The sequence below is a fragment of the Nocardia inohanensis NBRC 100128 genome (genome assembly GCF_001612945.1).
In the GTDB taxonomy this organism is placed as follows: domain Bacteria; phylum Actinomycetota; class Actinomycetes; order Mycobacteriales; family Mycobacteriaceae; genus Nocardia; species Nocardia inohanensis.
In genome coordinates, this window is the sequence record NZ_BDBK01000001.1 from 774739 (window position 1) to 793716 (window position 18978).

The following is an 18978-nucleotide window of genomic DNA, read 5'->3' on the forward strand; positions in this document are numbered from 1 at the left end:
AGGGCCGGGATCGTATTCGATCCCGGCCCTTCTTCGTGCTGCTCAGACCATCGGGTTCGGGCGCTGCTCGATACGGCCGCCGCGCCGTACCGCGTACGAGACCGCGTGGTACGCACCGCTGTTCGGGTCGGCGACATCGGCGAGGTAGTACCAGTCCATCTGTGCCTGCTCGGCATCGACGTGCAGGACGCCGTAGCCGTGGGAATCCAGCTCGGCGTAGCGGATGTGGCGGTTCACGCCGGTGATGGCGGTCTCCGCGGCCACCGCACCCGTGCGCGGCGGCACCTTCATCATGTCGCCCATGGACTGCGAGGAGACCGACGGCACCACGAACTCCACGCCCGCGGTCCGACCGGCCGGGTAGATGCCGGCGTCCACCGGCACGTCCGAGGCCCAGGAGGTGTGGATGTCGCCGGTCAGGAACACCACGTCCGAGACCTGGTTATCGGTGATGGTGCGCAACAACTTCCGGCGATCGGCGGCGTAACCGTCCCATTGGTCCGCATTCGCGATGATGCCCTCGTTGGGCAGGCCGAGCAGCTGGGTGAGCGCCGCGGAGGCGTTCGGATCCAGGGGCGGGAACTCCAGCGGGGCGATCATGACCGGGTTGCCGATCAGCTTCCAGGTGACAGGGGCGGAGGTCAATCCGGCTGCGAGCCAATCCATCTGGTCCGCGCCGGTGATGGTGCGGTCCGGGCTGTCCACCTGCCGCCAGCCCGGGCCGGCCTTCACCTCCTGGCTGCGGTAGCTGCGCAGATCCAGCATGGACAGTTCGGCCAGGGTGCCGAAACGCAGGCGGCGGTAGATGCGCTTGTCCGTGCCCGAACGCACCGGCATCCATTCCATGTACGCCTGAAGCGCCGCCGCCTTGCGGGTCTGCCAGTCGCCCTCGGTCGCGGGCTGATGGTTGTTCGCGCCGCCGGACCAGGCATTGTCGGCGGTTTCGTGATCGTCCCAGGTGCAGATGAACGGCAGCCGGGTGTGCAGATCGGCCAGATCCGGATCGGTCTTGTACTGCGCGTGGCGGATTCGATAATCGGCCAGCGTCACGATCTCGTGCGCCGGTTCGTGCCAGCGCACCGAACCGTTGCGGCCGCCGTATTCGCCGCGCGGGTATTCGTAGAGGTAATCGCCCAGATGCACGATGGCGTCCAGGTCTCCGCGCGATGCCAGATGGCGGTAGGCGCTGAAGTATCCGGCCTCCCAGTTCGCGCACGAGACCACCCCGAGCCGCACGCGCTCGGGGGTCGCGGAATCGGCGGGTGCGGTGTGGGTGCGGCCCACCGGCGAGGTCTGGCCCGATGCGGTGAACCGGTACCAGTATTCGGTCCCCGCCCGCAGCCCCGAGACGTCGATCTTCACGGTGTGGTCGGAGGCGCTGGTGGCCGTATGGCTACCGGAAGCCGCGACGCTCGCGAAGGATTCGTCGCTCGCCACCTCCCATCGCACCGACACATCCGCGCCCTGCCCCGAACCCGGCGTGGCATCCTCCGACGGTGTAACCCGTGTCCAGATGATCACCCCGCCCGGCGCCGGATCACCCGAGGCGATGCCGTGTCGGAACACCGGCGGGTTCTCGGCTCCCGCCCGCACGGCGGTGCTGATCAGAGTGGCTGCGGCAGCCGCGGTACCGCCCTTGAGGACGGTCCGGCGGGAGGTCACGATCTCATGGAGTGGCACGACGAAGATCACAGCGGATCGGCAGCCGCCAGGCAAACTGGACAGATGAACAGTTCGTAACGGGGGTCGCCGTTGTAACGCGGGACCCGCCGTCCGCCGCAGCCGGCGGGCCGGGTCGGCGAATCTGTCGTGGCCTCCCGGTAGCGTCCCCGGGGTGAGCGATGGGTTGTTCGATGCACCGGGCGCGGAGGCGGTGCCCGAGGAGTTCGTGATGAGCGTGCCGAAGGGAGACGAGCGGTTCGCGCCGCTGGCGGTACGCATGCGCCCGCGCACCCTCGACGAAGTGGTGGGGCAGCAGCATCTGCTCGGCCCGGGCTCGCCGCTACGCCGATTGATCGAAGGATCCGGCGCGGCGTCGGTCCTGCTCTTCGGCCCGCCCGGCACCGGCAAAACCACCCTGGCCTCACTGCTGTCGCAGGCGACCGGCCGCCGCTTCGAAGCCCTCTCGGCGCTGTCGGCCGGCGTGAAGGAAGTGCGCGCGGTCATCGACATCGCGCGCCGCCGCCTGACCCACGGCGAACAGACCGTGCTCTTCATCGACGAGGTGCACCGCTTCTCGAAGACGCAGCAGGACGCCCTGCTGGCCGCCGTCGAGAACCGCATCGTGCTGCTGGTCGCGGCCACCACCGAGAATCCATCGTTCTCCGTGGTCTCCCCGCTGCTGTCGCGCTCCCTTGTCCTGCAACTACAGTCGCTGACCGACGAGGACGTGCGCACCGTCCTGACCCGCGCCGCCGCCGACCCGCGCGGCCTGGCCGGCGAGTACGAGATCACCGACGAGGCGCTCGACCACATCATCCGGATCGCCGGCGGCGACGCCCGCCGCGCTCTGACCGCCCTGGAAGCCTCCGCCGAATCCTCCCTCGACGGCAAGGTCGGGGTCGAACTGGTCGAGGCCAGCGTCGACAAGGCCGCCGTCCGCTACGACCGCGCCGGCGACCAGCATTACGACGTCATCAGCGCCTTCATCAAATCCCTCCGCGGCTCCGACGTCGACGCCGCCGTGCACTACCTGGCCCGCATGCTCAGCGCCGGCGAAGACCCGCGATTCATCGCCCGCCGCTTGATGATCCAAGCCAGCGAGGAAGTCGGCATGGCCGACCCCACCGCCCTGCAAACCGCCGTGGCCGCAGCCCAGGTAGTCCAACTGGTCGGCCTCCCCGAAGCCCAACTGGCCCTCACCCAAGCCACCATCCACATCGCCACCGCCCCCAAATCCGGCTCGGTGGTCAAGGCCATCGGCGCCGCCATGTCCGACATCTCCGCCGGCAAAGCCGGCGCCGTCCCGCCCCACCTACGCGACGGCCACTACAAAGGCGCCGCCGCCCTCGGCAACGCCCAGGGCTACAAATACCCCCACGACCACCCCGACGGCGTTCTCGCCCAGCAATACCCACCAGACGAACTGGTCGGCACCGACTACTACCACCCCACCGACCACGGCTACGAACGCGAAGTCGGCCCCCGCGTCACAAAGCTGCGCCGCATTGTCCGCGGGCGATAGGCCGGTACACAACACTCTGAGTTCGCGCGCGGCGTCCGGAGTGTCGATATGCGATCGTGGTGAAGTCGGCGATTCGTCGGACATCGCGGCGTAGCGTTGCGGTGGATCCACGGTCCGATCGGCAGAGCGGAGGATCGATGACGGCGATGGCGGATCGGCCACAGATGCCCGTCGAGGATTTCGAAAAGCTCGCGCAACTGGCTCAGCAAGCGGGCGAGGGGATCAGGCTCGAATTCATCAACGGCAAGTTGGGGGCGAAGCCGGTGCCGGACGGCGACCATGCCGAGATCGTGCAATGGTTGATGCGCCAGTTCTTTCAGCATCGGCCGGACCTATCGGTGTATCCGGGAACCGAATTGAAGGTGGAGACGTATCGCGGTGGGCGGGCGATCCCGGATGCTGTTGTGGCGCCCCAGCGTTCATTCGCCGGGCAACCACTCTGGAAGAACCCGGACCCAGTACTCATGGTCGTCGAAGTCACCTCGTTCGACTCTGATACCGACCGGCGTGATCGCGTCGAGAAGCCACGTGCCTACGCGGCCACGGGCATTCCCGTCTACCTGCTCATCGATCGTGACCCGTGCGAAGTCCTGGTCTACAGCCGTCCCGTGCACGAGATGTACTCATCGTGTGTGCGGCTGCCCTTCGGCGACCCGGTCGAATTGCCGGATCCGGTCGGCGTCGTTCTCGACACCGAGTCGCTGAAGGATCTGGCCGGGTAGTTCGGCTGTCAGGCGTTCAGGCTTCGAAGAGGCCGTTTTCGCGGGCGATCTTCTCGATCTCGGCGGGGGTGCCGGCCATGATGGCGCGGACGTGCTGGGTGACCAGTTCGACGGGCCAGTTCCACCAGGCGGCGGCCAGGAGGCGGGCTACGTCTTCGTCGGAGTAGCGCTGTTTCACGGGCTGGGCCGGGTTGCCGCCGACGACGGTGTAGGGCGGGACGTCGGTGGTGACGACCGCGCCGGTGGCGATGATGGCGCCGTCGCCGATACGAACGCCGGGCATGATCAGGGTGTTGTAGCCGAACCAGACGTCGTTGCCGACCACGGTGTCGCCTTTGGACGGGATCGAGGTGATGATGTCCATGGTCTCCTCGGCCCAGGTGCCGCCGAAGATGGTGAAGGGGAAGGTGGAGACGCCGGCGGTGGGGTGGTTGGCGCCGGCCATGATGAAGCGGGTGCCGGTGGCGATCGCGCAGTATTTGCCGATGATCAGCTTCTCGGGGCCGAAGGCGTAGAGGACGTTGTTGGTCTCGAACTCCGTCGGAGCGATCGGGTCGTCGAAGTAGGTGTAGTCGCCGACCTCGATATTCGGCGAGGTGACGTGCGGTTTCAGGAAGACGGTGCGGTGTGCGTGGGGGAGCGGGAAGGGCGTGGACGGGTCCGGGATCACAGTCACCCCGGCGATGGTAGCCATCGCCCGGTGGTGGGTGGAAAGTCCCTGGACCGGGACCGGTAGGCTGGATACCTGTGCAGACCCACGAGATTCGACGGCGCTTTCTGGAGCATTTCGTCAAGGCCGGACATACCGAGGTACCGAGTGCTTCGCTGATCCTCGCCGACCCCAACCTGCTCTTCGTCAATGCGGGCATGGTCCAGTTCGTGCCGTACTTCCTCGGTCAGCAGACGCCGCCCTACGCCACCGCGACCAGCGTGCAGAAGTGCGTGCGCACCCTCGATATCGAGAACGTCGGCATCACCACCCGCCACAACACCTTCTTCCAGATGGCGGGCAACTTCTCCTTCGGTGACTACTTCAAGCGCGGCGCCATGGAGCTCGCCTGGTCGTTGCTGACCAACCCGGTGGAGGACGGCGGCTACGGTTTCGACCCCGAACGGCTGTGGGTCACCGTGTATCTGGACGACGACGAGGCCGAGCGGATCTGGCTCGAGCTGGGCGTCCCGTCCGAGCGCATCCAGCGCCGCGGCATGGCCGACAACTACTGGTCGATGGGCATCCCAGGCCCGGCCGGCCCCTGCTCGGAGATCTACTTCGATCGCGGCCCCGAGTTCGGCGTGGAAGGCGGCCCGGAGGCCGACGAGGACCGCTACCTCGAAATCTGGAACCTCGTGTTCATGCAGAACGAGCGTGGCGCCGGTCGCGGCAAGGACGATTTCGAGATCCTGGGCCCGCTGCCCAAGCAGAACATCGACACCGGCATGGGTGTCGAGCGCGTCGCCTTCCTGCTCCAGGGCGTCGACAATGTCTACGAGACCGACCTGCTGCGCCCGATCATCGACAAGGCCGAGGAGCTGACCGGTAGCTCCTACGGTGTCGAGCACACCAGCGATGTGCGCTTCCGTGTCATCGCCGACCACGCCCGCACCGCCGCCATGCTGATCGCCGACGGCGTCAACCCCGGCAACGACGGCCGCGGCTATGTGCTGCGCCGCCTGCTGCGCCGCATCGTGCGCTCGGCCCGCCTGCTGGGCGCGGACAAGCCGGTGATGGCGCAGTTCATGAAGGTCGTCTCGGACCTGATGGCCCCTTCCTACCCGGAGCTGGCCACCGACTTCAAGCGCATCGAAACCGTCGCTGTCGGTGAGGAATCCGCGTTCCTCAAGACCCTCACCACCGGCACCAAGCTCTTCGACGAGACCGTCGACGAGGTCAAGTCCGGCGGCGGCAAGAAGATCAGCGGCACCGACGCCTTCACCCTGCACGACACCTACGGCTTCCCCATCGACCTCACCCTGGAGATGGCCTCCGAGGCCGGGCTCCAGGTCGACGAGGACGGCTTCCGCTCGCTCATGGCCGAGCAGCGCCGCCGCGCCAAGGAGGACGCGCAGTCCCGCAAGCAGGGCCACACCGACCTGACCGTGTACAAGGAATTCGTCGATCGCGGCGAGACCGAGTTCACCGGATTCGACGAATTGTCCACCGAGGCAACGGTGCTGGCCTTGATCAAGGACGGCGTACGGGTGCCGGTCGCCGAGGCGGGCACCGATGTCGAGGTCATCCTCGATCGCACCCCGCTCTACGCCGAGTCCGGCGGCCAGATCGCCGACCGCGGCGCGATCACCTCCTCGCACGGCGCGAAGCTGCGCGTCAACGACGTGCAGAAGATCGCCAAGAAGCTGTGGGTGCACAAGACCACCGTCGAAGCCGGTCAACTCACCGAGGGCGACACCGTGCTCGCGGGCGTCGATCCGGGCTGGCGTCGCGGCGCCACCCAGGGCCACTCCGGCACCCACATGGTGCACGCCGCGCTGCGACAGGTGCTGGGCCCCAACGCCGTTCAGGCCGGTTCGCTCAACAAGCCCGGCTACCTGCGCTTCGACTTCAACTGGCAGGGCGCGCTGTCCGAGCAGCAGAAGAACGAGATCGAAGCCATCTCCAACGATGCCGTCGCCGACGACTTCGCCGTGAACACCTTCATCACCGACCTGCCGTCGGCCAAGAAGATGGGCGCGATGGCGCTGTTCGGCGAGAACTACGGCGACGAGGTCCGCGTCGTGGAGATCGGCGGCCCGTTCTCGATGGAGCTCTGCGGTGGCACCCACGTGCGGCACTCCTCGCAGATCGGCCCGATCACCCTGCTCGGTGAATCCTCGGTCGGCTCGGGTATCCGCCGCGTCGAGGCGTTCGTGGGTCTGGACTCCTACAAGTACCTGGCCAAGGAGCGCGCGCTGCTGGCCGGTGTCGCCTCCTCGCTGAAGGTCCCGAGCGAGGACGTCCCGGCGCGAGTCGAGCAACTCGTCGAACGCTTGAAGGTTGCCGAAAAGGAGCTGGAGCGTACGAAGATGGCCGCGGTGCTGGCCGGCGCGGGCACTTTCGTGGACAACGCCCAGCGCGTCGGCAAGGTGCTGCTGGTCGCCGCGGCCGCGCCGGAGGGTGTGAGCGCGGGCGATCTGCGCACCCTGGTCATGGATATCAAGGGCCGCTTCGGTTCCGAACCCGCCGTGGTCGTGCTGCTCGGCAATGCCGACGGCAAGGTGCCGTTCGTGGTGTCGGTCTCCAAGGCCGCGCAGGAGCTCGGCTTCAAGGCCGGTGATCTGGTGGGCGCCTTCGGTCCGTCGATCGCGGGCCGCGGCGGCGGCAAGCCGGAGCTGGCGCAGGGCGCGGGCACCGACCCGTCGGGCATCGAGGCCGGTCTAGCGGCGGTCCGGGCGCGGGTGGCCGAGCTCGCCGGGTGATGCCCCCCGCCGAACCATCGGACCGCGCGGGCGTTTTCGAAGGCGCCCGCACTCCCGCCGAACCGGACGCGCGGTTCGCGACCGATCGTCCGTCTCCGGCCGACGATCCCGGTCGCGGCCGGCGCCTGGGCATCGATGTCGGCACCGTGCGCATCGGTGTCGCCTCCAGTGATCCCGACGGCGTGCTCGCCACCCCGGTGGAGACGGTGCCGCGCGCGAAGAAGGTCGCACCTGGGACACTAGCGCCCGATTTGGCCCGCATCACCGAATTGGTGCGGGAGTATGAGGCGGTGGAAGTGATCGTCGGCCTGCCGCGCACCCTGCGCGGCGAGAGCGGCTCTTCGGCTAAGCTGGCGGCCACCTTCGCGGGACGTTTGCGGGCACTGATCGATCCGGTGCCGGTGCGGCTTTCCGACGAACGTTTGACTACGGTGTCTGCTGCACGTGCGTTGCGAGACAGCGGAGTTCGCGCTCGCGGGCAGCGGCAGGTCATCGATCAGGCGGCCGCCGTGTCGATCCTGCAAGGATGGTTGGACGAACGGAGTGCGCAATTGAAGCCGCGCGGTGATGGTGATAGTGCATGACCGATCGCTGGACCCGAGCCGAGGAACGCTACCGTCAGAACGCTGAACGGCGTTACCGCCGTGACGATCTGGACTGGTCCGAGGCCGACGACTACGAGGACGACACCACCGTCATCCCTCGCTACGAGGACGACGACGAGGATCTCCACGGCTACGACGACGAGCACGGCTACGTCGACGAACCACCCATCGAACCCGAACCCCGGCGCCGCGCCGCGCCGCAACGCGCCGACAGTGGCCGGCGGCCCGCCTCGCGCGGCAACGACCGCCGCTCCGGGTCGTCGCGTTCGGGCGGTTCGCGCAAGCGTTCTCGGGTGGCCTCGCGCAAGGCGGCCGAACGCAAGCGGCGGCGGCGCAATCTCTGGATCATCTCCGGCGTCTTCGTCGTGATCTTCCTCGGCGCGGCCGGTTTCGCGGCGTGGAAGTTCATCGGCGGGTTCGCCTCGCCCGCCGATTACGCGGCCGGTTCCGCCGGTCCCATCGCGGTGATCCAGGTGAAGTCCGGCGACACCGCCACCGAGATCTCCAAAACCATGGCCGACAAGGGCATCGTCGCCAGCAGTGCCGCGTTCTACGAAGCGGCCGTGCGGAATACGAACATGAACTCCGTACAGCCCGGCTACTACGCGATTCCCAGCCACAGCCCGGCCGCCGAAGCCGTCACCGCCCTGGTGGGCAAGGGATCCCGGGTCGGCAATGTGGTCATCTCCGAGGGCCGGCAGCTGCACGACTCCAGCGATGTGCACACCGGGGCGCGCAAGGACGGCATCTATCGCAAGATCGCCGAAGCCAGCTGTGTCGGAGCCAGTACCGCCGCCAAGTGCGTGACCTACGAGCAGTTGGACGCGGCCGGAACCAATACCGACCCGGCGGCGCTGGGCGTTCCGTCCTGGGCGCTGGAACGAGTCAAGGCGGTGCCGGATCGCAGTCGTCAGCTCGAAGGGCTGATCCGGGCGGGCACCCTGGATTTCGATCCCAGCGGTAATGCCGAGCAGATCCTCAAGCAGCTGGTCACCGACAGCGCGGCCAGCTACGAGGCGACCGGCCTGGTGCAATCCGGCGGCGCGAACGGCCTCAAGCCCTACGACACGCTCATCGGCGCGTCGCTGGTCGAGCGGGAAGCCTTGCCGCAGGACATGTCCAAGGTCGCGCGCGTGATCGTGAACCGGCTCGCGGTGGACCAGCCGCTGCAATTCGACTCCACCGTCAACTACACCCTCGACAAGACCGAGGTCGCCACCACCGACGCCGACCGGGCGCGCAAGACCCCGTGGAACACCTACGCCATGGCCGGTCTGCCCGCGACGCCGATCTCCGCGCCGTCCCTGGATGCCTTGCGCGCCATGGAGAATCCCCTGGCCGGGCCGTGGCTGTACTTCGTGACCGTCGACAAGCAGGGCACCACCTTGTTCACCGAGGACTACAACGAGCACCTGCGCAATATCAAGAAGGCCGAGCAGAGTGGAATTCTCGACAGTGGCCGGTGAGGTTCGCCGGGCCGCCGTACTGGGCAGCCCGATCTCGCACTCCCGATCGCCGCAGCTGCACCTCGCGGCGTATCGGGCGCTGGGGTTGGACTGGACCTACGAGCGCATCGAATGCACGGGCGAGCAACTGCCCGGGCTGGTCGATGGCCTCGGCCCGGAATGGGTCGGGCTGTCGGTGACCATGCCGGGTAAGGTCGCCGCGCTAGCCTACGCCGACGAGCGCACCGACCGCGCCGAACTGGTCGAATCGGCGAACACGCTGGTGCGCACCGATTCCGGCTGGCGCGCGGACTGCACCGATGTGGACGGCGTGCGCGGGGCGTTGCAGGGCGCGGGCGTCGAGGAGATCGAACGCGCCGTGGTGCTCGGTGCGGGCGGAACCGCGCGACCGGCGCTGCTGGCGCTGGCCGAACTCGGTGCGCACACCATCACCATCGTCGCCCGCGACAAGGGGCGTGCCGCCGATACCCTGGAACTGGCTGAGCGCCTTGGTCTTTCGGCCGAGATCATCGATTTCGATCCCGAGGGGCTGGCGTTCGTCTGCGGTGACGTGGACGCGGTGGTCAGTACGGTGCCCGCGGAAGCCGCTGCGGCCGTGGCCGATTCGATCGCACTCGCGCCCGTGGTCCTGGACGCCATCTACAACCCCTGGCCCACCCCGCTCGCCGAAGCCGTTGCGCGCGCGGGCAATACGGTGGTCAGCGGCCTGGAAATGCTGCTGAATCAGGCGTACGGCCAGGTCGAGCTGTTCACCGGCAAGCCCGCCCCGCGTGCGGAAATGGCTGCCGCACTGGCGGAGTAGTCGCCGCATCGATGGCCGGGGCAGCTGGACCTGCCCCGGCTTTTTCGTGCCGTCAGGAGACGCCCTGCGGTTCGAAGGTGTTGCGGAAGGTGAAAGCCGCCGGCGCGGGCCCGTTCTCGCGCAGCCGATGCCAGCGGGTGATGCCCTCTTCGACGCTCGGGAGGTGTCCCTCCGGAATCCACCACAGCACGGCATTGGGGCCGCCGGCCGGGGCGAACCATTCGCGGCGGCGGCGCAGGTACTCCATGTGGCCGCTGCGGTAGACGTAGTCGAAGAGCGCCTCGCGCGATTCCCACACGCTCATGGTCACGATCAGGTCCGGGTCGGCGGTGTCCGGGCGGATCGACATGGCGTTGTTCGACTCGCCGTCGGTGAGCCGCCAGACGAATCCGGGGGAGCGGTCGGCCAGCGCGTTGATCTCATCGAGTCCGGCGAAGAACTCGGCGACGCGCGGATCGCCTTCGGGTGCGATCAGACGCGCGATATTGAGCTGTGCGAGGTGCATGTCAGGACTATAACTAATTCTCACTGGTTTTAGAAAAGGAGACGCAGCAGCGGCCGGGGGCGGGATCCATCCGCGCCTGCCATCCCGCTTCGGCGGCCGGGCCCGCCAGCAGCGCCAGGTTCATGCCGCAGACCAGCGGCGGGAAATCCACCGCGAGACGGTGAAAAGGGCAGTTGCGCAGGCGGATCACGCCGCAGTCGGCATACGGTTCGTACCCGCGCTCGCGCAGCACCTCGACGAGATCGTGCCCGGCCAGCGACGGGCTCTGCGCGGCAGCGGCTTTCGCGATCGCCTCGTCCAACCCGGCGTGCTCGGCCGCCTCGGCCAGCACCGAGGCGAGGGTCGCGTAGTCGCGGGCGGGCAGGGTGACGGCGAATTCCGCCTCGGCGCGCCGATAGAACTTCGCGGGTCTGCCCGCTCCCGGACCCGACTTGCCCTCGGGTCGGCGGAACACCGCGTCCAGCAATCCGGCCTCGGCGAGCTTGTCCAGATGGAAGGCGGCCAGCGGGCGTTTGATATCGGCGGCCGTGGCCGCTTCGTCCCGGCTGACGTCATGATCCGCGCCCGCGACATAGTCGTAGAGACGCCGGCGGATCGGATCCTGTAGCAGCGCGACCGCTTCGATGCTCACCGCCTATTTCTACCTGCGTAGGATGTGGCCGGACGAAACGGATAGAGTTTCTGGAACGGGTTTCAGTTCGGCCATCGGGCCCCGCAGGTTAAGGTGATCAACATGAATGCGTGGGTATTGCGCGCCGTTGCTCTGGGGGCGCTGACCATTGTGCTGCGAACCGTGCTCGGTTTCGCCATGGTGTATTGGCCGACCAATGGTGCCTGGATGCGGCTGCTGGCCCTGCTGGTGCTGCTCGCGGCCGTGATCGCGTGGGGCTTCCTGGACGGTCGCGCCGACCGGCGGGCCAATCCGGAGCCGGAGCACGGCGCGGACCTGACCATGCGCTGGCTCAAAGCCGCCGCGGCGGGCGGGCTGGGCGCCGGACTGGTGGCGTGGCTGCTGGACTTGCTGCCCAAGTTCGACCTCGGCGATCAGGGCCTGCTGTTCGAGATGACCTCGTCGGCGTCGTTCATCATCCTGCTGATCTTCGTGCCCGCCATGATCGGCGTGACCCTCGGTCGCTTCCTGGTCGGTCGTGAGGCCAAGAAGGCGCCGGGCAAGCCGGACGCCGAGGTCAGCCTGAACAAGGAACCGGCCGGAGTCTGAGCCGGGCTGCCGCCCTTGAACGACGAAGCGCCCGTGACCGAATCGGTCACGGGCGCTTCATCTGTCACGGCTAGAGCAGGATGCCGGTGCCGCCGGGGGACTGCTCGCGCGCGATGGTCGAGTAGGCCGCGGCCAGCAGCGACGGGTCCGGGCCCTCGAGCCGGCCCGGCTTGGCCAGACCGTCGAGCACGACGAAACGCACCACGCCGGAACGGGTCTTCTTATCCGTCTGCATGGATTCCAGGAGCTGCGGCAGCGCGTCGGCATCGTAAGTCGTAGGCAGCCCGATGCTTTCGAGCACGGTGCGATGCCGTTCGGCGGTGGCATCGTCGAGACGCCCGGCGAGACGGCCCAATTCGGCCGCGAACACCAGACCGACCGACACGGCCGCACCGTGGCGCCAGCGGTACCGCTCCCGCCGTTCGATGGCATGGCCGAGAGTGTGGCCGTAGTTCAGGATCTCCCGCAGATCCGATTCCTTCAGATCCGCGGCCACCACATCGGCCTTGACCTGGATGGCGCGCCGGATCAGCTCCGGCAGCACGTCCCCGGCCGGATCGAGGGCCGCCTGCGGGTCCTTCTCCACCAGCTCCAGAATCACCGGGTCGGCGATGAACCCCGCCTTGATGATCTCGGCCATGCCGGCCACGATCTCGTTGCGCGGCACCGTTTCCAGGGTCGCCAGGTCCACCATCACCGCGGCCGGCTCGTGGAAGCAGCCGACCAGGTTCTTACCGGCCTCGGTATTGATCCCGGTCTTGCCGCCGACCGCCGCATCGACCATGGCCAGCAGGGTGGTCGGCACATGAATGATGCTCACCCCGCGCATCCACGTCGCGGCCACGAACCCGGCCAGGTCGGTGGCCGCGCCACCACCCAGGCTGATGATCACATCCTTACGGGTGAGCCCGATCCGCCCCAGCACCTCCCAGCAGAACCCCGCCACCTGAAGGTCCTTGCCGGCCTCCGCATCCGGAATCTCCACCCGATGCGCATCGATGCCCTGCTCGACGAGGGCCTTGCGCACCACCTCGGCGGTCTCGGCCAACGGCGGCTGATAGAAGATCGCCACCGTCCGCACCCCGGACCGTCCGGTGACCTCACCGACGAGATCGCCCAACAGCCCACGCCCGATGATCACCGGATACGGATCGGCCGTCCGCACCTCGATACGAGTCGGCTCACTCATCAGCTCTCCTCCAAGGATGGTCCCGCAACTCGGCGGGACAGTCGAACACGTAGTGTGCGGGCGGATTCCAGCACCTTCGCCACCCGGGCCGCCCACGCCGCACCCAGCGGACCGATGCCGGCCGGGCCTGTGAACTCACCCGAATCGATGGACACACCGCCGCCGGTCCGCCGTCCGGCGCGGCTGCCACCGCCTGCGAGGCAAGTCTGCTCGGACCGGCCGATACCGCCGCTCTCCATCTCGATGTCGAGCGAAAACGGTTGCGGCCGAATGGGCTTCGCGGCTCCGGAAGCCGACTTCTCGGAACGCTCGGCGGAATGGATTGCGGTCGCACCGACTCGGTGCGACCGGCTCGCGCGAAGTCCGGCCGTGGCGGGACTCGAGTGGGTCCGGGCAGGCGGGTTACCGGGCCGGCGGTGCCCAGCAACGCCGGAAGCGCGGACTCTGAGCCCGAGGTGCGCGTTCGCTGGTGTGCGGTGAAGATCCGGCGTCGCGGGCGAGCTCCAGGTGCCGGTCATGTCTGCCCCTCGCCGGAGCCGGAAGCAGTCACGGACCGCTCTGCGGCGCTGCTCCCGTCAGGCTGCTGCCTGGCTCTTGCGCGGGCGCGGCGGGCACGGGCGCGGCGCGAGCGCCCCGCGCCGGGCGCTGCGGCCGCGCCAGGGCCTGAATCGGCCTGGGCGGCAGTGGAACCGGAGGGGTGTGCGGGCGGGGCATCCTGGTTGTTCGGTCCGGCGGTTGCTGCGGTTGTGGTGGCGGCTTGCCCGGGCGGCTGTGTTGTGCCGTCGGATGTCGCGTTGCTGCCGGGGGCACCCGCCAGGCGGGAGGCGCGGCGGCGGCGGGCGGAGCGACCGCGGGCCGGGCGGGGCTGTTCGCCGCCCGCGTCGCCGGGCGCGGGGGCGGTGGAATCGGTGGCCGGGGAGCTGCTTCGTGCGGTGTCGGATTCCGTTGTCGCCGAATCGGGCTCGACGCCGTTGGTGGCCGTGGGGTCGTCGCCGGTGCGGCGGCCGCGACGGCGGGAACGACGGTTGCGGCGGGAGCGTTTCGAGGCGTCGGCTGTCGTGGCGTCGACGCCGGCTTTTGTGGTCTCGTCGCCGGTGGAGTCGGAGTTCGATTCGGCGGCGGTCGAATTCGAGGGTGCGGTGGCCTGGTCGCCGCGGCCGCGACCGCGGCGACGTCTGCGGCGGGAGCGGGAACCGGCGGAACTGCTGGGGGTGGGGGCGGGCTCGGTAGCCGGGTCCTCCAGGCGCACCGTGGGTTCGACGCCGAGTTTGGCGAGGATCATGCGGACTACGCGGCCGGGGGAGCGGCCGTCGGTGCGGACGCGGATGGACGCCACCTCGCGGTAGAGGGGGCGGCGGATCTTCATGAGTTCGCGGTACTTCTTGGCGGGGTCGTCGCCGTTGAGCAGGGGGCGGTTGGTGCTGGCGCCGGTGCGGCGAAGTCCTTCGCCGACACTGATTTCCAGGTAGATGACGGTGCGGCCGCGCAGCACTTCGCGGGTGGTGGCGGACAGCACGGAGCCGCCGCCGAGGGAGATGACGCCGTCGCGGTCGAGGACGGCCGCGCGCACGACCTCTTCTTCGATCCGGCGGAATTCGGGTTCGCCGTCGGCGGCGAAGATCTCCGGGATGGTGCGGCCGGTGTTCTCCTCGATGCCGGCGTCGGTGTCGTAGAGATCGACACCGAGCTCGCGGGCGAGCTTGCGGCCGATCGTCGACTTACCCGCGCCGGGCGGGCCGACCAGCACTATCCGCCACGGGGTTTCGCCCGCGGGGGATAGCCGGTCCCCGCCCTCGGACTGCTCGGCGGTGCCGGGCGACCGCTGATCGTCGCCCGGTGTCGAGTCCTGCTCGGGATTCACCGTGACGCGTTGCCCGACGCAATATGCGGGCGCGCGTTGATTCGCTTCAGGTAGGCGTTGATGTTGTCGACGGTCTCCGGCAGCGAATCGCCACCGAACTTCTCCAGCACCGCCTGCGCCACCACCAGCGCCACCATGGCCTCGGCGACCACACCGGCCGCCGGCACCGCGCATACATCCGAACGCTGGTGGATGGCGACGGCCTCGTCACCGGTGGACATGTCGACGGTGGCCAGCGCGCGCGGCACCGTGGAGATCGGCTTCATGGCGGCGCGCACGCGCAGCGCCTCGCCATTGGTCATGCCACCTTCCAGACCGCCCGCGCGGTTGGTGGAGCGCAGCACGCCGTCCGGGCCCGGCTTCATCTCGTCGTGGGCCTGGCTGCCGCGCCGGCGCGCGGTCTCGAAACCGTCACCGACCTCGACACCCTTGATGGCCTGAATGCCCATGAGGGCGGCCGCGAGCCGCGAATCCAGGCGCGCCTCACCGGAAGTGAACGACCCCAGTCCGATCGGCAGTCCTTCGATGACGACCTCGACCACGCCGCCGAGGGTGTCGCCGTCCTTCTTGGCCGCCTCGATCTCGGCGATCATGGCCGCTTCGCCGTCCTTGTCGAAGCAGCGCACCGGCGACTCGTCGATGGCGGCCAGATCGGTCGCGCTGGGCACCACACCGGAGGTGTTGGCGGCCGTGCCGATCGACACCACGTGCGAGATCACCTCGGCGCCCAGGGCCTGACGCAGGAAGTTCTTGGCCACGGTGCCCGCCGCGACCCGCGCCGCGGTCTCACGCGCACTGGCCCGCTCGAGCACATTGCGGGCGTCGTCGAACCCGTACTTGAGCATGCCCGAGTAGTCGGCATGCCCCGGCCGCGGCCGCGTCAACGGCGCATTACGAGCCAACTCGGCCAGCTCCGCCTCGTCCACCGGATCGGCCGACATGACCTGAGTCCACTTGGGCCACTCCGAGTTCGCCACCTCGATGGCGACCGGACCGCCCATGGTGCGCCCGTGCCGCACGCCACCCACCAGGGTGACCACGTCGGCCTCGAACTTCATCCGGGCGCCGCGCCCGTATCCGAGCCGGCGGCGCGCCAACTGCGCGGCAACATCGGCAGAGGTCACCTCGACACCGGCCACCATCCCCTCGAGGATGGTGACGAGAGCAGGGCCATGGGATTCACCGGCAGTTATCCAACGCAACACGGATTACATCTTTCCACGTAGATGAGGCCACTCGGACAAGTGGTCCGGCGCGAGCCGATGTCAGCCCGCCACCACCAACGCCACCAGGCTCGCCAAACACATCCCCGGACCGTGCGCGAGCGTACCGCCCCGGCCACCCCCGGCCCCCGAATCCCGAGGTCGTGACCCGGCTTCCACCTCGCTAACAGTCTCCGCGCCAATAGATACGGACCCACCCCCTCCCGGGTTCGCCCCCGCACCTCGCGACCGCCCGACCGACGTCATCGAAATCACCCGGCGAAGCCGGCCGAGCCGCACCGTATCTCGCGGTTGCCGCGGGTGAGCGGGCGGCGGGCCCGACCCCGGGCAGTCGCCCGGACGCCGCGGCAGCGCATCCCCTCCAGCCCGATCTTCGTCGGCGTCCCAGGTTCGGCGCGGCCCGCGGGCAGCGGTATTGCCGGGACCGCGACTGCGCCACACGCGCCGTGCGAAGAGCAACACCATCCCTCCGGCGCCGCTGAGCAGCGGTGCGCCGAGCGCGGCCCAGACCCAGCATTGCGCGCCGCCGAGCGCGGTCGCCGCCCCGAGCCCGAGCGCGAGCTTCACGTCGCCGGCTCCCAATGCGGCTGGTTCGGCCAGATGGACGAGCAGATATGGCCCGGCCAACAGCAGGGCTCCGGCCACTGCGATCCCCAGCCGCCCGGCTCCGGCCGCGAAGCTGAGGACTGCCACCGCTCCGGGCAGAGTGAGGTTGTTGGGCAATCGCCGATATCGAATATCGATGCAGCTCAGGGCCGCACACCACACCAGCAGTGCGGTCAGGGCGGATGCGGGCAGGGCGGCGGTGGCGGGTGTGACGGCCGCTGCGGTGAGCGTGGGGAGGGCGTCCGAGCTGAGCCCGGGTGACGGGATCGGGCCTGGCGGTGGCGGGTACATGCCATTCACCGTGCCGCTCTTCGCGATTCGACACACCGCCGCGAACCGGAATGTGGATAACCCGACCGGGTGTGAACAACCCCCGTCCCGGCGGGCGCGTCGAGGTGCTGGGTGTCGGTGTTGTGGCGTGTCGGCGGTAACTTTGAACGCATGGCTGATCACGAGTCGGTGCCCGCGCGTCCGAACTACGCACAGCGGCGGGCCGCGTTGCGGAACCTGCTGGTGGAGAACCGGGTCGATGCGCTGCTGGTCACGGATCTGATCAATATCCGGTACCTGACCGGCTTCACCGGATCCAATGCCGCGCTGCTGGTCTACGCCTGGGATTCCAGCGAGGACCGCACCCTCATCTGCACCGACGGCCGCTACACCACCCAGGTCGGCGAGCAGGTGCCGGATCTGCGCGCGGAGATCAACCGCGCCAGCGCGCGCCGGGTGATGGAGATCGCGGGGGAGTGGCAGACCGGGCGGGTGGGTTTCGAGAGCCACATCGTCACCGTCGAACAGCATCAAGGCTTGCGGGCGCTGCACACCGGCCTGGACCTGGTCCCGGTATCCGGCCTGATCGAACAGCTGCGCATGGTCAAGGACGACTACGAGGTCGGCCGCCTGCGCGCCGCCTGCGATGCCGCCGACGCCGCACTGGCGACTCTGCTTGAGCGCGGCGGTATCCGGCCCGGCCGGACCGAACGCCAGGTGGCCCGCGAGCTGGAATGGCTGATGTTCGAGCACGGCGCCGACGCGGTCGCCTTCGAGACCATCGTCGCCGCGGGCCCGAATTCGGCTGTCCCGCACCATCGCCCGACCGGTGCGGTGCTGGCGCAGGGTGACTTCGTGAAGCTCGACTTCGGCGCCATGGTCGACGGCTACCACTCGGACATGACCCGCACCTTCGTGCTCGGGCAGCCGTCGGAATGGCAGCGGGAGGTATACGACCTGGTCAACGCCGCGCAGCGGGCGGGCCGCGAAGCCCTCGCGCCCGGCGTCTCGACCAAAGCGGTGGACGCGGCATCGCGTTCGGTGATCGAGGCCGCGGGCCACGGCGAGCTGTTCGTACACGGTCTCGGCCACGGCGTCGGCCTACAGATCCACGAAGCGCCCGGAATCGCCAAAACCGGCACGGGTACACTGCTGGATGGCGTGGCGGTGACCGTCGAGCCAGGTGTGTATTTCCCCGGCCGCGGCGGAGTCCGGATCGAGGATACGCTCGTGGTTCGCCAGGGGGGCCCGGAACTGCTCACCCACACCAGCAAAGACCTGACCGTCGTCGAGTGACGCGCGGTTTGCCCAACTAGAGGAGATCCGAGGACAGTGGCGGACACCAGCGACTTCAAGAACGGCCTCGTGCTGAAGATCGACAATCAGCTCCAGCAGATTATCGAGTTCCAGCACGTCAAGCCGGGTAAGGGTCCCGCCTTCGTGCGCACCAAGCTGAAGAACGTGGTCTCGGGCAAGGTCGTCGACAAGACCTTCAACGCCGGCGTCAAGGTGGAGACCGCGACCGTCGACCGTCGCGATATGACCTACCTGTACCACGACGGCTCGGACTACATCTTCATGGATGGCGACACCTACGACCAGATCCACCTGAGCGAGCAGCTGCTGGGTCGCAATGCCGGCTTCCTGCTGGAGAACATGGGCGTGCAGATCGCCATGCACGAGGGCGAGGCGCTCTTCGTCGAGCTCCCGGTCGCCATCGACGTCGTCGTCACCCACACCGAGCCGGGCCTGCAAGGTGACCGCTCCTCGGCCGGCACCAAGCCCGCCACCGTGGAGACCGGCGCCGAGGTGCAGGTGCCGCTGTTCATCAACCAGGGTGACAAGCTGCGCATCGACACCCGCGACGGCTCCTACATCAGCCGCGTCAACTCCTGACGCGCGGATAATGGTG

At 68.6% G+C, this 18978-nt stretch carries 16 protein-coding genes and 1 pseudogene; 9 read left to right on the forward strand and 8 right to left on the reverse strand.

The window, feature by feature from the left end; genetic code table 11:
• Positions 1-42: 42 nt before the first annotated feature.
• Positions 43-1680 (reverse strand): alkaline phosphatase D family protein, encoded by a 1638-nt coding sequence (locus NI1_RS03760; RefSeq protein WP_067815267.1) that lies wholly within the window; start codon positions 1678-1680, stop codon positions 43-45.
• 154 nt (positions 1681-1834) lie between these two features.
• Here NI1_RS03760 and NI1_RS03765 point away from each other — a divergent pair, with 154 nt between their 5' ends.
• Together NI1_RS03765 and NI1_RS03770 are read left to right on the forward strand one after the other, a co-directional pair.
• Positions 1835-3184 (forward strand): replication-associated recombination protein A, encoded by a 1350-nt coding sequence (locus tag NI1_RS03765; RefSeq protein WP_439957222.1) that lies wholly within the window; start codon positions 1835-1837, stop codon positions 3182-3184.
• A 137-nt stretch (positions 3185-3321) separates the two neighbouring features.
• Positions 3322-3906 (forward strand): Uma2 family endonuclease, encoded by a 585-nt coding sequence (locus NI1_RS03770; protein ID WP_067815273.1) that lies wholly within the window; start codon positions 3322-3324, stop codon positions 3904-3906.
• Positions 3907-3922: 16 nt separating this feature from the next.
• On the opposite strand, the gene NI1_RS03775 is transcribed toward NI1_RS03770, so the two are convergent.
• Positions 3923-4600, reverse strand: a complete 678-nt coding sequence (locus NI1_RS03775) for a CatB-related O-acetyltransferase (protein WP_218026670.1) — start codon at positions 4598-4600, stop codon at positions 3923-3925.
• A gap of 53 nt (positions 4601-4653) precedes the next feature.
• On the opposite strand from NI1_RS03775, the gene alaS reads away from it, so the two are divergent.
• The 4 genes from alaS to NI1_RS03795 are packed head-to-tail and all read left to right on the forward strand — an operon-like array spanning position 4654 to position 10193.
• On the forward strand, positions 4654-7320 hold the full coding sequence (alaS, locus tag NI1_RS03780; protein WP_067814013.1) for an alanine--tRNA ligase: 2667 nt from the start codon (positions 4654-4656) through the stop codon (positions 7318-7320).
• Positions 7320-7904 (forward strand): Holliday junction resolvase RuvX, encoded by a 585-nt coding sequence (gene ruvX / locus NI1_RS03785; RefSeq protein WP_084522511.1) that lies wholly within the window; start codon positions 7320-7322, stop codon positions 7902-7904. The genes alaS and ruvX overlap by 1 nt, the downstream gene beginning before the upstream one ends.
• A complete protein-coding gene (locus tag NI1_RS03790; protein WP_067814015.1) occupies positions 7901-9391 on the forward strand; it encodes an endolytic transglycosylase MltG in 1491 nt (496 codons plus the stop codon). The genes ruvX and NI1_RS03790 overlap by 4 nt, the downstream gene beginning before the upstream one ends.
• Entirely contained in the window at positions 9366-10193 is an 828-nt protein-coding gene (locus NI1_RS03795; protein ID WP_067814017.1) for a shikimate dehydrogenase, read from the forward strand. The genes NI1_RS03790 and NI1_RS03795 overlap by 26 nt, the downstream gene beginning before the upstream one ends.
• A gap of 52 nt (positions 10194-10245) precedes the next feature.
• On the opposite strand, the gene NI1_RS03800 is transcribed toward NI1_RS03795, so the two are convergent.
• On the reverse strand, positions 10246-10698 hold the full coding sequence (locus NI1_RS03800; protein WP_067814018.1) for a DUF3291 domain-containing protein: 453 nt from the start codon (positions 10696-10698) through the stop codon (positions 10246-10248).
• A gap of 13 nt (positions 10699-10711) precedes the next feature.
• Positions 10712-11329: a helix-turn-helix transcriptional regulator gene (locus tag NI1_RS03805; RefSeq protein ID WP_067814021.1), complete on the reverse strand. Its 618-nt coding sequence runs from the start codon at positions 11327-11329 to the stop codon at positions 10712-10714.
• 102 nt (positions 11330-11431) lie between these two features.
• On the opposite strand from NI1_RS03805, the gene NI1_RS03810 reads away from it, so the two are divergent.
• Positions 11432-11917: a B-4DMT family transporter gene (locus NI1_RS03810; RefSeq protein WP_169815534.1), complete on the forward strand. Its 486-nt coding sequence runs from the start codon at positions 11432-11434 to the stop codon at positions 11915-11917.
• Between the two features lie 70 nt (positions 11918-11987).
• Here NI1_RS03810 and aroB read toward each other — a convergent pair whose 3' ends face one another.
• The 4 genes and pseudogenes from aroB to NI1_RS40075 form a co-directional block, all read right to left on the reverse strand.
• Positions 11988-13106 (reverse strand): 3-dehydroquinate synthase, encoded by a 1119-nt coding sequence (gene aroB, locus NI1_RS03815; RefSeq protein WP_067814025.1) that lies wholly within the window; start codon positions 13104-13106, stop codon positions 11988-11990.
• Positions 13107-14370: 1264 nt separating this feature from the next.
• Positions 14371-14856: pseudogene (locus NI1_RS39105) on the reverse strand (shikimate kinase); the annotation flags it as partial.
• A gap of 107 nt (positions 14857-14963) precedes the next feature.
• Positions 14964-16172 (reverse strand): chorismate synthase, encoded by a 1209-nt coding sequence (gene aroC, locus NI1_RS03830; protein WP_067814029.1) that lies wholly within the window; start codon positions 16170-16172, stop codon positions 14964-14966.
• A 60-nt stretch (positions 16173-16232) separates the two neighbouring features.
• Positions 16233-17087, reverse strand: coding sequence for a prepilin peptidase (locus NI1_RS40075; protein ID WP_084522513.1), 855 nt, complete (start codon positions 17085-17087; stop codon positions 16233-16235).
• 150 nt (positions 17088-17237) lie between these two features.
• Here NI1_RS40075 and NI1_RS03835 point away from each other — a divergent pair, with 150 nt between their 5' ends.
• Together NI1_RS03835 and efp are read left to right on the forward strand one after the other, a co-directional pair.
• Positions 17238-18362 (forward strand): M24 family metallopeptidase, encoded by a 1125-nt coding sequence (locus NI1_RS03835; protein ID WP_067814032.1) that lies wholly within the window; start codon positions 17238-17240, stop codon positions 18360-18362.
• Positions 18363-18398: 36 nt separating this feature from the next.
• Complete coding sequence (efp, locus tag NI1_RS03840; RefSeq protein WP_067814034.1) at positions 18399-18962, forward strand: elongation factor P; 564 nt, start codon at positions 18399-18401, stop codon at positions 18960-18962.
• Positions 18963-18978: the final 16 nt, after the last annotated feature.

Bases quoted from the DNA above. Each gene is read 5' to 3' on its own strand.
- NI1_RS03770 (WP_067815273.1), top strand. From the start codon at position 3,322: ATGACGGCGATGGCGGATCGGCCACAGATGCCCGTCGAGGATTTCGAA.
- NI1_RS03775 (WP_218026670.1), bottom strand. From the start codon at position 4,600: ATGGCTACCATCGCCGGGGTGACTGTGATCCCGGACCCGTCCACGCCC.
- ruvX (WP_084522511.1), top strand. From the start codon at position 7,320: ATGCCCCCCGCCGAACCATCGGACCGCGCGGGCGTTTTCGAAGGCGCC.
- NI1_RS03790 (WP_067814015.1), top strand. From the start codon at position 7,901: ATGACCGATCGCTGGACCCGAGCCGAGGAACGCTACCGTCAGAACGCT.
- NI1_RS03800 (WP_067814018.1), bottom strand. From the start codon at position 10,698: ATGCACCTCGCACAGCTCAATATCGCGCGTCTGATCGCACCCGAAGGC.
- NI1_RS03810 (WP_169815534.1), top strand. From the start codon at position 11,432: ATGAATGCGTGGGTATTGCGCGCCGTTGCTCTGGGGGCGCTGACCATT.
- aroB (WP_067814025.1), bottom strand. From the start codon at position 13,106: ATGAGTGAGCCGACTCGTATCGAGGTGCGGACGGCCGATCCGTATCCG.
- NI1_RS40075 (WP_084522513.1), bottom strand. From the start codon at position 17,087: ATGTACCCGCCACCGCCAGGCCCGATCCCGTCACCCGGGCTCAGCTCG.
- NI1_RS03835 (WP_067814032.1), top strand. From the start codon at position 17,238: ATGGCTGATCACGAGTCGGTGCCCGCGCGTCCGAACTACGCACAGCGG.